The following is a 15180-nucleotide window of genomic DNA, read 5'->3' as shown; positions in this document are numbered from 1 at the left end:
ATGCTAACTTATTTCCCCGTACCATATGAAGATGAGCTGCTTTATAGCTGTATTGCCCGTTATGGGTGTCATACCGGGCAAGCGCATAACCAAAAAGCTGTAGTCAGAGATGTTTGGGGAACTGATAGTGCAGTGGCTATTCCTGATTTGCCTAGCCATTTACAATATTTCATTGATAATGCTGGAGCTGTTTGGCAAATCAGTATCAAAGAGCTGATTACTCAATTTACGTTAGCACCGTTGTATTTTCCATTCTTATCTGATCAGCAGACAAGAGGTGTTATTTCCTCAATGGGGTCTGAGGATGGGGGGGGAATTCATACGCGTGTGGGTATAGTGGCGAGTCGTGTGCCGATACCTGCCTATTTTCGATATTGTCCACAATGTTTCGAAGAGCAATTAGTTGAATTGGGAGAACCTTATTGGAGGCGTATGCATCAATTGCCTGGTATTGATGTTTGTATTGATCATCACTGTAAACTTGAAGATACCACAGCTCCCTTTCATCCCCAAGAAAAGCACCATTATCACGCCGCTATTATTGAATGCCATTCGCGCCAGACGCTAGGTGTTGATCTCACACATTCGGAAAAACGGGTCATTGAATATCACCAAGAACTACTGAATACATCTTCTTTGGAAGGTTTAGGGGTAAACCGTTGGTCACTATATTACCAACAACTTGCTAACGATCTTGGGTTTACTCATAAAAGTCGTGTTCAACATCAAGACATTCATCAGAGCCTAAAACAAGTTTGGGAAAACTCATTCTTGGATTCATTTTTACCTGAAATGAACGAAAAAAGTTGGCTCATCAATCTGTTTCGTAAGCATCGAAAATCATTTAATCCGCTCCGTCATCTTATGGTTATAGCTGCATTAACCCCGGATAAAAGTTTGTCCAAAATATTAAAGCAGGTGAAACAGTTTCCTGCTGAGCAAGAACGATTTACACCAGTGTTCATCGCTACTGGTAAGTCTTCGGCAGAAATTAAAGTACATAGAAATGCATGGGTTAAATTGATGGCCGAACATTCTGATTTTGGGGTGAAGAAATTACGTAAACTTAATTCAGGTGGCCGTGTTTATGCGTGGTTATACCGCAACGACTATACATGGTTAATGTGCCATCATCCTGAAAAATACCCCGCTTTTGAATTATTTAGAAACGTCGACTATCCTGGTTGGGACAGAAAAAATGTAAAGGCATTGACGGTCATTTATGAACATTTATTTCAAGTTGAAGGACGACCACGTTTGACTGCAAGTCATTTGATTCAGCAGTTGCCAAGAGCAAATTCAGTTCAGAAACATTTGGTCGATTTACCTTTGACTAAGCAGTGGTTGGATTTACATTCTGAATCATTAGAAGACTATCAAATAATTAGGCTTAAATCGGCTTTTCATCATTTGCTCGAACAGAATCAAACAATCAAACGCTGGAAACTGATTAGAGCAGCGAACATTAGAGAAGAATTAGTTACTGAAAGAATTGAACTAGAAATTATCGCGTTGGAAATGTTGGGGATAAGATGACGTCAGAAATGAGTGAGTTGGATGAGGTTGGAATTCGTAGCATTCCCAGAGGTTCAAAGCTTGTATTACTCGGTGATTGGTATCGAAAATCTGGGCATGACTGGCAGGTCGTCTGCTATTTTTGGCATGATGAAAAGCATACGATTCGTAAACCGTTACCGATTGATATGCTGCCAACCCTAACGGCCGGCACTAAATTCCCAAGAGAGTCAATTGAGAATGTCGCTCAGGGATGGAGTGGGACATTTCAAGTCCCCGGTATCAGTCACTGGAAAAAATTCCGATATGGGGATATTCCCAGTTCTTTACACCGGGCCGGACAGTATTCGGAACAAGTTGATGATTTGGTTGTTTATCGCCTTGATTCAGCGGGACGAACTTATTGGCTACCTGCTATTGAATTGGCGCGAATGCTATTTTTCCATTCAGCAGAAGTGGCAAGAGCTTCTGTGTATCAGGGAAATACTTGGCAATTAGGTAAGTCATCCGCTCAGGATTGGATTGGGGAGGTTGAGTTGTCCTCTAATATACCTATTAGATATCTGAATAGCTTGCAGTTTAGAAAGTTTTTCACTTGGTTATTCTTTGTTCCTGAAGCCGAGGAAAGTTTTTGCTCTATCTTTGCACAAATAAACCGAACAGCAAGAGATATTGATAACGGAGAAAGGTGGACGTTTGATTTTTCACCTCCTGACCTAGGGAATTGTGAAATTTCGTATGCTGGATTTACTGGCGGTGAGTCAAACGAGCACATTTATATCCGTGAAATCCGCTCCATTTCGGGTCTACAATCCCCAGAATTATATACCGTAGTATTCTCACATCCTGATGATGTTCTTTATATCGAATCTGATTCGGAAGAGCCTGATAATGGAGATAAGCCCCGAAAACCGAATAAACCACTTGTTAATATCAAAGAACTTGATCCGGATGGCAATCCTAAAGCGAGTAAAAAACGGTATCTTGTCAAACTGGGAAGATCTGGTTTGAACTTTGATGTTGAGCCTGATTATAGAAGAAGCCCTCGCCATGTAAGAGCATTACCACCATATACGAAACCTGAATTGGATGATAATCAGGAGCAGTCAGAGGAAGAGTTAGCGAGTTTACAAGAAGGGAAAGATACCGGTAAAGGCGTACGTGCCGATGTTGATAATCTAGAACCTCCCAAGTTAATCGAATCGCCTGAGAAAATAGCATTTTTCCAAGTTATGCTTGAGCAACTTGAATCCAAATATAGTTGGAAGATTGATTATCAAATGGGTGATGTACCGAAGCAGAGTTGTCGTAGTGCTCATTTGATTGACGGTCGGCCCCGGCAGTTTTGTCACGCAACTATCCAACGTGATGACACGACAACCGTTCAAATTTTGGAAATTGAGTTAACCAAAGATGAAAGTTTATCAACTCTGTTCTTCCGAACGAAAAATTCCGGAACTGGCTGCCAAAATATACTTGAAGAATTGATGAGCCGAGATAAAGACAAAGGGCTCAATGCTATGAGCTGGAAGCGACAATTTAATTCAGCAAATACCAAAGTATGCTCTTATCTTGGGCATCCGGATAATAAGGTAAAGAGTGAAAATGAAGCGCTTGAGTCCTGGGTGGCTAGGTCTGCAGAAAAAATATTAGTGTTATAAATTGTATTAGTTGTTGCTCCTTTGCGCTGCTCGTTTTGATAGCAGGCTTTGGTATTATAGGTAACGTCGTCGGATACTTTGCCAATTTTTTTGCAGTTGTTGCCGATATTATCCAAAGACATCTTGGCTCAAAGAATTTGCTGGCTAGCAGCATCTACAGCCAAGTGTGCTTTGCGCGATGTACGGTGCCTTTCTTTGCCATTTTTACGCACCTTGCATTCCCCTTCGCCAAAAACCATTAGGTCGGTGACATCCAACACGAGGTGAGTAACCGTACTTTTGAATTTTGGGGCTTGATACCCACTTGTTTGCTGACGTACTGTAATCGGGGCTTTTCAGCATCACTCCCTAAAGCGTCAGAAAGGTCTGATTTGCTAAATCACAGTAGGTATAAGTCCCACCCACGTTTGCCGTTAGGTTGTGTATATCACCAATTGGACAGTGCCTGTTCATCCAGCCAGAAGGTTACCAAGCCTATGTATTAGAAAGCTCTTTTATACACTGGCTAGTTGAATTCCTTGTACTTTGGTTTCTCTTTCAGTTGCGTTTTGGCAAGCTTCTTGGATATGAGCAAGACCATTGTCTCGGGATCTGATCAGCTGTTGTGGCATAAATTCATTCTATTTGTTCAGCAAAGTCTACTCACAAAATGGTTACAATAAATCCACATATATGTAGATTTATTGTATTTTTACGTTGATATATCTACATATATGTGGTATATTGAGGTCATTATTGTACATTATGTAATGACGATGGATAAGGATGCATTGAATATTCGAGCTTCAAATTTGCTCAAAGCAGAGTTGCGACGCGCGGGTGTCGGTTATGCCGAATTATGCCGACGTTTAGCAATTATTGGTGTTAATGAGAGTTATAAAGGTGTGGCTAATAAAATTAATAGAGGAACATTTAGCTTCGTTTTTTTTATGCAATGCATGAAGGTTCTTGATGTAAAAGAATTTCGACTATAAATCGAATATTAATAGATTGGAGTTGCTAATGAAGCAAGATAACATCATTCAAAAGATATGGAGCCTCTGTAACATACTTCGTGGCGATGGGATCACTTATTACCAGTATGTATCTGAACTAAGTTATCTGCTGTTTCTTAAAATTGCTCAGGAAAATGGTTCAGAAAAGTTGATACCTAAAGGTTATCGCTGGGTAGATCTGGAATCTTATAAAGGAGATGGGCTATTAGGGTTTTATCAAGAAATGCTTACTCACTTAGGTGCTTCTGTTGAAAATGAAGTTGTAAAGGCAATTTATGCTTTTCCTACAACAGTTTTTTCACACTCCGAGAATTTAAAAGCTGTAATAGATGGCATTTCAAAAATAGAGTGGCACCAAGTAGGAAAAGATGGGTTTGGTGACGTATACAGCGGGTTAATTGATAAGAGTGCTCAGGATACTCGTTCTGGAGCTGGTCAGTACTTCACTCCACGCTCTTTAGTTAACACTATAGTGAGATTAATACAGCCCAACCTTGGTGAATTAATTCAAGACCCTGCAACCGGAAGCGGTGGCTTCTTGGTTTCTGCTGACAGCTATATTAGAAACAAATATTTACGAGAAAAATACAAAGCTAATCCTCCTAAATATCAAGGGGTGGAAATAGAGAAAAATACTCGTCGAATTTGCTTAATGAATACATTCCTACATGAATTAGATGCAAATATTATTTATGGTGATGCACTGACTGATGACGTGGCTGAATTGGCAGAAGCAGATGTAATCATAGCTAACCCTCCTTTTGGTAATAAAGCTGGGGGGCAACGTCCTTTGCGTAACGATATTCCATTCCCGAATGTGAACAAGCAACTTGCTTTTTTACAGCATATTTATTTGGGGCTCAAACCCGGTGGCCGTGCTGCCGTAGTATTGCCTGACAACGTGTTATTTGAAGCCGGTGTCGGCACCGAGGTGCGCCGCGACCTGATGAACAAGTGCAACCTGCACACTATTTTGCGCTTGCCCACCGGTATCTTTTACGCTCAGGGCGTAAATACCAATGTGCTGTTTTTCACCAAGGGATCAGTCAAAGACAAATATCAGGAAGAAAGCTGCACTCAGAATGTCTGGGTCTACGATCTACGTACCAATATGCCAAGCTTTGGCAAGCGAACCCCCTTTGGCAATTCTGATATTGGCTTTACGCCAGAAGAGTTGGGCACAGACCCACACATGGGGGCCTTTGAGAAAGTGTTTGGTGATAAGCCTGACGGCACTAGCAAACGCACCGAAGGTGAATTCAGCTTCGGCGCACAGGAGATCGAGGTCGATAAAGATGCCGTGGAAGAAAACCAGAGGGGCGATGACCGACTCGCTCATTCCCGCTGGCGTTGCTTTAGCCGCAAGTGGATTGCCAACACCAAAGGCGACTCGCTAGATATCAGTTGGTTGAAAGATAAAAACAGTATTGATGTAACCGGTTTGTCAGAGCCGGACGTATTGGCGCAAGAGGCAAAAGAAGAATTGGAAGCAGCTCTGAGGGAGCTCGACGGATTGCTAACCGCTTTGGAGATGAATTGATGAGTTCAGTCAATTCATACAACTGGATCGAGCTAAAAATTGGCGAAGTCGCGGAAGTTGTAGCAGGTGGCACTCCGAAAGCAGGTAACCCTGATAACTTTAAAACACCTGGGACCGGAATTGCTTGGTTAACACCAGCGGACTTGAGTGGTTATACAAGAAAATATATTAGTTTGGGTGCCAGAGACTTGAGCCACCAAGGATACAATTCAAGCTCTGCGAAAATATTGCCGAAAGGTAGCCTACTGTTCAGCAGCCGTGCGCCGATTGGATATGTTGCTATCGCACAAAATGATATATCAACCAATCAAGGGTTTAAGAACTTCGTTTTTCCCTGTGGGGTTGATTCGGACTATGCGTATTACTACCTAAGAAGTATAAGGGATTTAGCAGAGAGTTTAGGAACAGGTACTACCTTTAAGGAAATCTCCGGTGCCGTAGCAAAAACGTTACCGTTCCTACTCCCCCCTTTAGCCGAACAAAAAGCCATCGCCGACAAACTCGACCTCATGCTGGCACAGGTGGCGACCACCAAAGTTCGTCTCGAACGCATTCCCAACATTCTAAAAACCTTTCGCCAATCTATCCTCACTGCTGCGGTGAGTGGCAAGTTGACAGGGAATTGGCGAGCTTCTAGTTTAAAATCGGCTTGGACTGTTCGTGAACTACCAGAAAACAATAAAACGAGAAGAGGATTGCCAGATAGTGTTGCGTTACCTGATGCACTAAAAGAATCTAGGTTCCCTGAAAGTTGGAGTATTCTTTCAGTAGCATCATTGTTACGTAAGGGCGTAATAATAGACCTTAAAGATGGCAATCATGGGTCCAACCATCCAAAATCATTAGAGTTTACTGAAAAAGGGCTTCCTTTTATTACCGCGGCTCAGATGAGCGACAATGGCAAGATTGATTATGATGGAGCCCCGAAGGTTTCTGGAAAACCTTTAGAGAAGTTAAAAGTAGGTTTTTCTGAGGCTGAAGATGTCATTTATTCTCATAAAGGAACTATAGGTAAAGTAGGTATCGCAGACAGAGCATCTGTTTTAAACCCTCAAACTACATACATAAGATTAAACCAAAAATATGTTTTGAATCAATATTATGCACTAATGCTCAAGTCTAATGCATTTACATCACAAGTAGATGCTATAAAGTCCCAAACAACAAGAGACTTTGTTCCTATTACGGCGCACTACTCATTGTTCGCAATTATTCCTCCAATTGACGAACAGGTTGAAATCGTCCGTCGAGTTGAAGAGCTTTTTGCTTGTGCTGACAATATTGAGCAAAAAGTCAATATGGCTACAGAGCTAGTGAATAATCTTCCTCAATCCATTTTCACCAAAGCCTTTCGCGGGGACCTAACCGCCGATTGGCGTAGCGCTAACCCAGAGTTGATCAGCGGTAAAAATAGCGCTAAGGCCTTGTTAGAAAAAATAAAAGCCGAACGTGGAGCTATCGAAAAGCAACCTAAGCTGAAACGAACCACTGCAAAAAAGAAGGCAGGTAACCGCATGAACAAACAGATTATAAAAGTAGTTGAAGCATTAAAACAAACTGGAAAGCCGCTTAGTGGCCAGCAATTGTTAGCGGCAGCTGGCTACCCCAGCGACAGCAGCACCGATCAACTTGAATCGTTCTTTCTAGATATTCGTAACGCTCTTGCTATCGAAAAGTCTATTGTCAAGCTTGAGCGCAGTGACAATGGCCAAGATTGGTTTGCTTTAGCTGAAACAGAAGAAATGAACAAGGCTTAGCGCTAAGGACCGCCCATGAAAGTCGATAAATTACATATTCGCTCCCGTTTTAAAAACCTTGAAAACGTAACTGTGGACTTTGACGAAGACCACCTGATGACTGTTGTGGTAGGCCGTAATGGCTCGGGTAAATCCAACGTGCTGGAAGCCTTGGTCGCGATATTTCGTAACCTCGATTTGGGGGAAGTACCACCGTTTTCATACGAGTTAGTTTATCGGCTTGGCGAACCCCACAAACCCAAGCAGCCCAGTGAGCGCTGGCTGGAAATAACGATTGATGCCGACCCAACACGTGGCACAACCGCCAAGCAGTACCAAGTACATGTGCGCGACTTATTAGCAGATGACACAGATGATGACATGTTTGGTGAGAAACCTTCAGGCAGCGCCATTCCGTTTTCAAAAGTGAAGCGCGACAAAGAAGGTAAAGCTCCGTATTTGCCAAATTATGTATTTGCCTACTATTCAGGCCCCAGTGATCGTTTGGAAAACCATTTTAAGAAACATCGCACCGATTTTTACCGTCGTTTATTAAAAGATGAACTTGACCTTAAAGGTGATATACGTCCGCTGTTCTATGCCAAACCCCATCACAGTCAATTTGTTCTATTAGCTTTTTTCTTGTCTGAGCAAGACAGCGCAGAAAAAGCCTTTTTGCGCGAGCACCTAGATATCGAAGGCCTAGATAGTATTCATTTTGTGATGCGCCAACCCGGTTGGGCCAAACAGAAAGGTGAATTGTTCTGGGGTGCACGAGGCGTTGTTCGTCGCTTTTTAGATGAGCTGATAAAGTACACGCTGTCACCCGTTAAGGTCACGCGCCAAGAAGACACCTCTTTGACTGGCAGCAATATTCGCAATGAGTTCTTTCACCTGTTTTTGTCCGATGTAAACGCACTCAGAGAGTTTGCCAAAGACCTTAGCCCTGATGAACTGTTTAAAATGCTCGAAAGTACACTACTTTCCGAAATCATCTCTGAAGTAAGTATTAGGGTGAAGGTATCTAGTAGCAAAGAGCCACTCACTTTCCGAGAGCTCAGTGAAGGTGAGCAACAACTTCTTACCGTATTAGGTTTGCTCAAGTTTACTGGAGGAAAAGACTCCTTGTTTTTACTTGACGAGCCGGACACTCATCTCAACCCCTCATGGGCAGTGAAATATCTTAAATTTCTGAGCGAGTTTGTGCCTAACCACGAAACCAGCCATTTGCTGATGGTGACACATCACCCACTTGCTATTGCTGAATTAAAGAAGGAGCAAGTGCAGGTCATGTGGCGTGATTCTAGCCTTCAGGTATATGCTCAAGAACCCGAAGAAAGCCCCAGAGGTATGGGATACGGCGGAATACTCACTAGTGATATGTTTGGTTTGCGTACAACGCTGGATAATTCAACAGAGCGATTACTTCGCTTACGTCGACGTTTTACCGAAAAGACTGAATTATCACCTATTCAGGCAGGGCGTTTGAGGAAGATCGACAAAGCAATAGAAGGTTTAGGTTTCACCACTGCCCACTGGGATGAAGAATATGCACAATATTTGCGTATGCGCAGAGAAGTGGAACGGGAATCTGAAGTCGTTACTGAAACGCCAGAACTTAAACAGATTCGAAAGGAGCGAGCCAAAGCGATTGTTCAGCGGATGCTGGCTGCCGAAGAGGAAGAAGACAGCAAATGAGGCACTTAGACATTGATTTCAGCCAGCTCGAACTTCCGCAAGGCTGGAGAGATAAAGCTCAGCAGCTTTCAGACTCACTGAGAGATGCAAAAAATGAAAAACAACGATCTGATATTATAAATAAGAATCAGGATCACTGGAAAGTGGTTAAACCATTATTAGCCTCCCTGTTCAACTATAAATGCTGGTACACAGAAGCACCTCAGCAGGGGACAGATGTTGATGTCGACCATTTTCGTCCTAAGAAGCGTGTGCAAGAAACACTATCGACAGTAACACCTCATGAGGGTTACTGGTGGTTAGCATTCTGCCTTCAAAATTATCGATACAGCTGTATAGTTGCAAATCGGCGCCGAACCGATGTGGTAACTGGCGTGACTGGCGGCAAAGCCGACCACTTCCCGCTTTGCGATGAAAGCAAGCGAGCTCAGACTCCTGACTGCGATTTAGAGGATGAACAAGCCGTACTGCTTGATCCTCTGAAAGCTACCGATGTGCAGTTGCTACAATTTAAGCCTGATGGTGAAGCTATGCCCCGGTTTTCTAAAGAAAAACATGCTCGTAAGTTTATGCGTGCAGACCAATCGATTGTATTTTATAACCTCAATCACTCAGATTTCGTTCGTTGCCGCATTGAATTACGTAACAAAATTGATAAGGACGTTAGTGCTGCAAAGAGGTACTTCAACAAATTAGAGACTGGCGACGCAGACAATGACCTCGCGTATGAGCAAGCAATTTACCGCTTGTGCAAAATGCGCAGCAAAGAAGCTCCATTTTCCAGTTTTTGTATAGCTTACATGGATGAATTCATGCATAAACCCGAATATGAAGGCGTACTTGATGCAGTTTATTTATAAATTCCAAGCAATTTAATTTACAATCGATTTTTGCCTATCCTGCCTCACCTATTGAAAAGTCTCAGTTCATGGGCACATGCAATTTATTTGAAAAAACTCAAGTGGATTCAGTACTGATCTTAGGGATTTAATTCGCACCAGCGATCTGCAGAGCTTTGATTCTATACTGCGTGTGGTTCGAGAGTTGGATGGAGTATTCAACAGTGAGACCAGTATTTTGTTGACTAGTTAGTAACGAATAGTATGCATAATATGCTTGAAGTGTTAAGGACAATTTATCCTTCTCCGATGTAAGACAACCATTCGCTCTAATTCTGTTCGAATACAATGTGATAAAAAAGTGTGATACTTTTTTGTCATAAGTTTATTTGGTGTTAGTATGAATCGAGAATGAAAGTATGATACTTTTTAAATTGACTCGAAAATCCCATCATTATAAATCAATGAGTTATGACACAAAAAAGTATGATACTTTTTTGTGTGTTTACAGCTGATGTAGGAGAGGAATAAAGTCTCATACTGAGTATTCACGTATCATACAAAAATGGCAGCGTTCACATCGGTACGCTGCCATTTTTAAAACGTTTATGCCCCCAAAATGAGCTGAGACCAACGTCGAAGTGGATAATGGAGTTCAAGATTTTAAAATACTTAATCTAATGGAAGGCAAGACCTCACTCCTACGGCTATTGATAGCATCAAGGTGGGAGGCTGTTCATTACTTTACTTCAAAATTAATAGTTTAACTTGTGCCATATAGGTTCTTAATCGTCTCCCTCAACCATACGATTTTAGGATTCTGATTATTACGTTTGTGCCAAATCATAGTAAACGGGATCAGTAGTTTATGCTGACAATCTTCCGTAATTGGGATAGGCAACGCCAGCAAATTAGGGTGAATCTGCTCGCAGTACCGCTGACAATACTTTGGTGCCGTAGTTAACATTTGATGGTCGGGCTTTTCGGCAACAAACAAAGCTTGTTCGAAACTCGCCATTGTTAATCTAACATTTCGGGTGTACCCCTGCTCAGCCAAGATCTCATCCAATGCCCAACTGTCATTTTTCTCCCATGTAACATTGATATGGGCATAGCTTAAGAAAGTATCTAAATTCCACTCTTGCTTGAGCGCTGGATGGTCTTTTCGGATATACACCATAGGCAGGTCGGAAAATAGAACTTCAAAATTGATGAAATATGGCAGCAGTTCTAGCGACTCCTTAGAGCGAGGATGGCTCTCACGCCCCGTAAAACCGATATCCACTTCACCGCGCGTAATCGCGTCTAATGAATCGTAATCCCAATTGTGATACTTCACTTTAGAATCGGGATACGTGTCATGAATTCGTTTAGTCAGTTCATCCACCATAATGAGTGACAATGGCGACTCGACGCCAAGGTGAAACTTCACACCACTCGGCGCATCATCACCGCGTCGCGATGCAATCTGATTACCGATTTGCATCCAGTCTGACAAGCTTTCTTGCATGCTCGTTGCAAGCGTTGTTGGTTTAAGTCCCAGCGGTGTGTTCACAAATAAAGGGTCGTCAAACCAATCACGTAATTTAGCCAGTGACTTACTCACCGATGAGGGGGTTACATTCAGTTTTTTCGCCGTTTTCGTGACACTTTGCTCTTGCAAGAGCAACTGCAGAGTGAGCAATAAATTGAGATCAAGTCGGGCAAGAGATTTCTTCATGAAGCTCACTAACGTTATGATTTGGAAATAATAATATTATAGAGAGTCCAATAACTCCACTCGCAACCAACGCTATCATTAACATCATCACGGCCGACACACCTAATGTTGCCATGAACCAAATGTAAAATGCAGACCAAGAAACCTGTCCTATGCCAAGCATAGAGCTTGCCAGTCCAGTTTTGCGAGAGAACTGACTTAACGCCTGACTCATCGCCACGCCAAATCCCATTGAAAAACTCATGCTGACCAAAATAAATCCTACCATATAGAGTGTCGAACTATCGCTATTCAAGTGAGCCGCAAGAATAACGATAGCCGACAGCAAACTGGAGATTTGTGCTGCGAACATTAATGTGGTTTGTTTGAAGTAAGACAGAGCAAATGGCACTGAAAACGATGTTGTCATACCTACTATCGCGAGTAGTGCCATTGCCGTTGAGTATTCACTTCGAGTAAAGCCAAGTAAATCCATTATGATCATTGGTGATGTATTTACATAAGAGAGAATCGCGGTGACGCCTAAAGAAGTATAAATAACGCGCGAGATAAAAAAGCGGTTACACAGAGATTCGTTCGAGCCTTCACTAACAACTAAAACGGTGCATTTGGCTTTCGGCAAGGTTTCTTTCAAGACAAAGCAAGCAATTAAACCTATCGCAACACCCATCATCGTCATGGCGGTGAATAACACGGGCCACGGAAACTTAATCATGATCAGATTACCGATAACAGGTGCTAGCACGGGAATAGAACAAGTTATGCCATTAAGCATTGAAAGCACTTTAGCGCGCTTTTGATCATCTAAGGTATCACGCAAAATAGCGAAGGCCACAACATAGCAACATGCCGCTCCAACGCCTTGGAAGAATCGCATAACTAGGAAGCTATCACTGGTTTCAGCTGAACCCGCCAACGTCGAAGCAAGCGAGAAGATCACTGCCCCACACATGGCGACAGGTTTACGGCCAAAACGGTCAGCAGCTCGTCCTACAAACATCATAGTAGAAGCCATACCCGCAAGATAAACAGAAAAGGCGATATGAAGTTGGGATTCACTTGCAGAAAGATCGTTGGCAATTTGTGGCAAGGCAACCAAATAGAGATCGATGGCTGTGGGATAGAGCAGCACAAAGGCAAAGCTGCATAGCAGATATCGGGATACATTAGCCGCAGGTTTCATGGTGGTCTCATAAGTGGTTGGGGTTACGAGGATAATATGAGACATATCTGAACTTGGCGCGTTACCTTTATGACAACAGGTATTTCCATTTACGACATTAGTAAATGAAATGTATGGGTATCTCAGGAGTTAACGTTGATAAGGCTCCTGTGAGCCTGTTTTTCATACATGCTTGATTTTTCCTTGAGCTACTATGCGATTGCTATAATCAACCTAATACGGGGTTGCTAATTTGTTAAAAATTCAAAAACACTTTTGCCCCAAAGTGAGTTAGAACGATAATACACCTTATTCTGCTTGTCGGTTTTTTCCATACTAAAAATAATGGACAAACAAAAGATCTGCTCCCCTGCGCTTTTTTGATAAATGCCTATGAACACACCTTTTTCTATTCAATATATTGATTAACAGGCTTATAGTTGTCGGAGTACCATTCTGTTTTGTAAGGAAATTTGCATACATGTCAGTTGAATTAGTTAAAGAGCAAGTACGAAGGTTTCTTTCCACCGATACTCCCGAAGTACTTGCTATCAAAGGCGATTGGGGGGTCGGTAAGACTTATAGTTGGGAACAGTACATCGAAGAGTTCAAAATTGAATGCGCTTTAAAATCATACTCCTACGTTTCATTGTTTGGGATTAATTCTATTGCTGAGCTAAAGCAAACTACGTTCTTAAACACGATTGATACAAATCGAATTGGAGAAGCGCCTAACATCAAAGGCTATTCAAAGAAAGTTGCTGACTTGGTGAAGGATACAAAAATTCCCTATGTGAGTAAGTATGTTGGGGGTATTGGCAGTCTTATTAATTCAATTTCTCAGCTGGCGATGAACAAGACAATAATTTGCTTTGATGACTTAGAGCGTCATAGCGAGGGAATCACTATCAAAGACTTCATGGGGTTAGTTTCTTTCTTCAAGGAGCAAAAAGGTTGCAAGGTTGTCTTGTTGCTTAATGAGGATGCTGGTGACAATACTTTCAAAGATTACAGGAAGTACAAAGAGAAAATCGTAGATAGACAACTTCACTTCGAACCAACCGCTGAACAGTGCTTCGATATAATGTGTGCTGAAAACTTCGAGTTTAGAGATTATGTTCGTGATTGCTGTATTGGATTGAACATCAAAAACAAACGAGTCATCAGAAAAATAGTCGAGCACACAAATGAGTTTTTGGAGCTTGTTGATGGCTTCGATGAAAGTATCAAGAAGAAAGTGATTCACTCCACTATAGTGCTCAGTTGGTGTTACTACTGCCATGGTGCTGATGAGGCGTACATTCCAGATTTTGCGTTTGTAAACCAATCAGGGACTAGAAAGGAAAACGAAAAATTGGGATGGACGCCAGAAAAAACCGTTCGTTGGAATATGACGTTAAATCGATATGGTTACGTATATACCGATGAAATCGACTTGGCTGTTGCTCGTGGTATTGAGCAAGGTTTTCTTGACAAAGAAAAGTTGATTCCTCTTTGTAAGCATAAGCAGAAAGAGTTTGAAATTCAACATGCTAGTGCTAAGTGGGATGAGGCTTGGAAGCTATTTCACGGTTCTTTTGACAATAACGAAAACGATATTGCTTTAGCTTTTGAAGATGGAATGCGAGATATAGGACCTAATGCTTCGGTCTCTCAATATAGCTCTGGATTGACGGTCTTACGAACTATTGGGCGAAACGATAAAGCTGATGAGCTTATTAAATTCTTCATCGAATCTAGAAAAGATAATCCAGAAGTGTTTAATGTTGATAGCATAGATGCAAATCCTTTTGGTATTGAAGATAAGAAGTTCGAAGAAAAGCTAAGGGAGCAGTACCTAAAGTTAAAACCTGAACCAATGGTTATGGAAATTCTTGAGTTGAGGAAAGGCACTAATAGCTATAACTCGTCAGAAGTTGAAGTGCTGAATAAGCTTTCTCAGGAGCAGTTTGTTGAGCTATTCAAAGGATTTAAGGGGGAAGACCTAACATTATATATCAGAGCCTGTAAGTTACTATCCTCTGGTAGCCAAGAGCTAGCTGAGAAGATTGGTGGGGCTATAAATGAAATAGGAAAGTCTAGCCCATTGAACGATCTCCGAATCGGTAAATTCTGAATTCGATAACTTTTGGAGAGCTATTCGAGCTTTACTACTCCATAATTTAGCTAATCCTGAACTATCTAAATTAGGTATTTCACTGACTCACTTTTGTCCAGAAACGTGCCAAGGCAGTGGATGATCAATTGTGATGCTCAAGACAATCAGTATGATACTTTATTTCTGTCCTACAGCTTAGGTTGCGTTGTGTATTGG

At 41.9% G+C, this 15180-nt stretch carries 10 protein-coding genes; 8 read left to right on the top strand and 2 right to left on the bottom strand.

Going from position 1 to position 15180, the window contains the following annotated elements; genetic code table 11:
- The 7 genes from VIB_RS11175 (at position 1) to VIB_RS11145 (ending at position 10005) form a co-directional block, all read left to right on the top strand.
- Entirely contained in the window at positions 1-1536 is a 1536-nt protein-coding gene (locus tag VIB_RS11175) for a TnsD family Tn7-like transposition protein (protein ID WP_004396031.1), read from the top strand.
- Entirely contained in the window at positions 1533-3176 is a 1644-nt protein-coding gene (locus VIB_RS11170) for a hypothetical protein (RefSeq protein ID WP_004396030.1), read from the top strand. The genes VIB_RS11175 and VIB_RS11170 overlap by 4 nt, the downstream gene beginning before the upstream one ends.
- A 755-nt stretch (positions 3177-3931) precedes the next feature.
- Positions 3932-4150: a DUF6471 domain-containing protein gene (locus VIB_RS11165; protein WP_105977581.1), complete on the top strand. Its 219-nt coding sequence runs from the start codon at positions 3932-3934 to the stop codon at positions 4148-4150.
- Between the two features lie 28 nt (positions 4151-4178).
- On the top strand, positions 4179-5711 hold the full coding sequence (locus tag VIB_RS11160; RefSeq protein WP_004396028.1) for a class I SAM-dependent DNA methyltransferase: 1533 nt from the start codon (positions 4179-4181) through the stop codon (positions 5709-5711).
- Positions 5711-7468: a restriction endonuclease subunit S gene (locus tag VIB_RS11155; RefSeq protein WP_004396027.1), complete on the top strand. Its 1758-nt coding sequence runs from the start codon at positions 5711-5713 to the stop codon at positions 7466-7468. Before VIB_RS11160 ends, VIB_RS11155 begins: the two co-directional genes overlap by 1 nt.
- A 15-nt stretch (positions 7469-7483) precedes the next feature.
- On the top strand, positions 7484-9145 hold the full coding sequence (locus VIB_RS11150) for an AAA family ATPase (RefSeq protein WP_004396026.1): 1662 nt from the start codon (positions 7484-7486) through the stop codon (positions 9143-9145).
- Complete coding sequence (locus VIB_RS11145) at positions 9142-10005, top strand: hypothetical protein (RefSeq protein ID WP_004396025.1); 864 nt, start codon at positions 9142-9144, stop codon at positions 10003-10005. The genes VIB_RS11150 and VIB_RS11145 overlap by 4 nt, the downstream gene beginning before the upstream one ends.
- Before the next feature lie 742 nt (positions 10006-10747).
- Here the strand turns inward: VIB_RS11145 and yidZ are convergent.
- Positions 10748-11704: an HTH-type transcriptional regulator YidZ gene (gene yidZ / locus VIB_RS11140; RefSeq protein WP_004396024.1), complete on the bottom strand. Its 957-nt coding sequence runs from the start codon at positions 11702-11704 to the stop codon at positions 10748-10750.
- Positions 11679-12887: an MFS transporter gene (locus VIB_RS11135; RefSeq protein WP_040904700.1), complete on the bottom strand. Its 1209-nt coding sequence runs from the start codon at positions 12885-12887 to the stop codon at positions 11679-11681. The genes yidZ and VIB_RS11135 overlap by 26 nt, the downstream gene beginning before the upstream one ends.
- 460 nt (positions 12888-13347) lie before the next feature.
- On the opposite strand from VIB_RS11135, the gene VIB_RS11130 reads away from it, so the two are divergent.
- On the top strand, positions 13348-14982 hold the full coding sequence (locus VIB_RS11130) for a P-loop NTPase family protein (protein WP_004396022.1): 1635 nt from the start codon (positions 13348-13350) through the stop codon (positions 14980-14982).
- Positions 14983-15180: the final 198 nt, after the last annotated feature.

This window comes from Vibrio metschnikovii CIP 69.14 (assembly GCF_000176155.1).
GTDB lineage: Bacteria > Pseudomonadota > Gammaproteobacteria > Enterobacterales > Vibrionaceae > Vibrio > Vibrio metschnikovii.
This window is presented reverse-complemented; position numbering and strand designations above follow the sequence as displayed.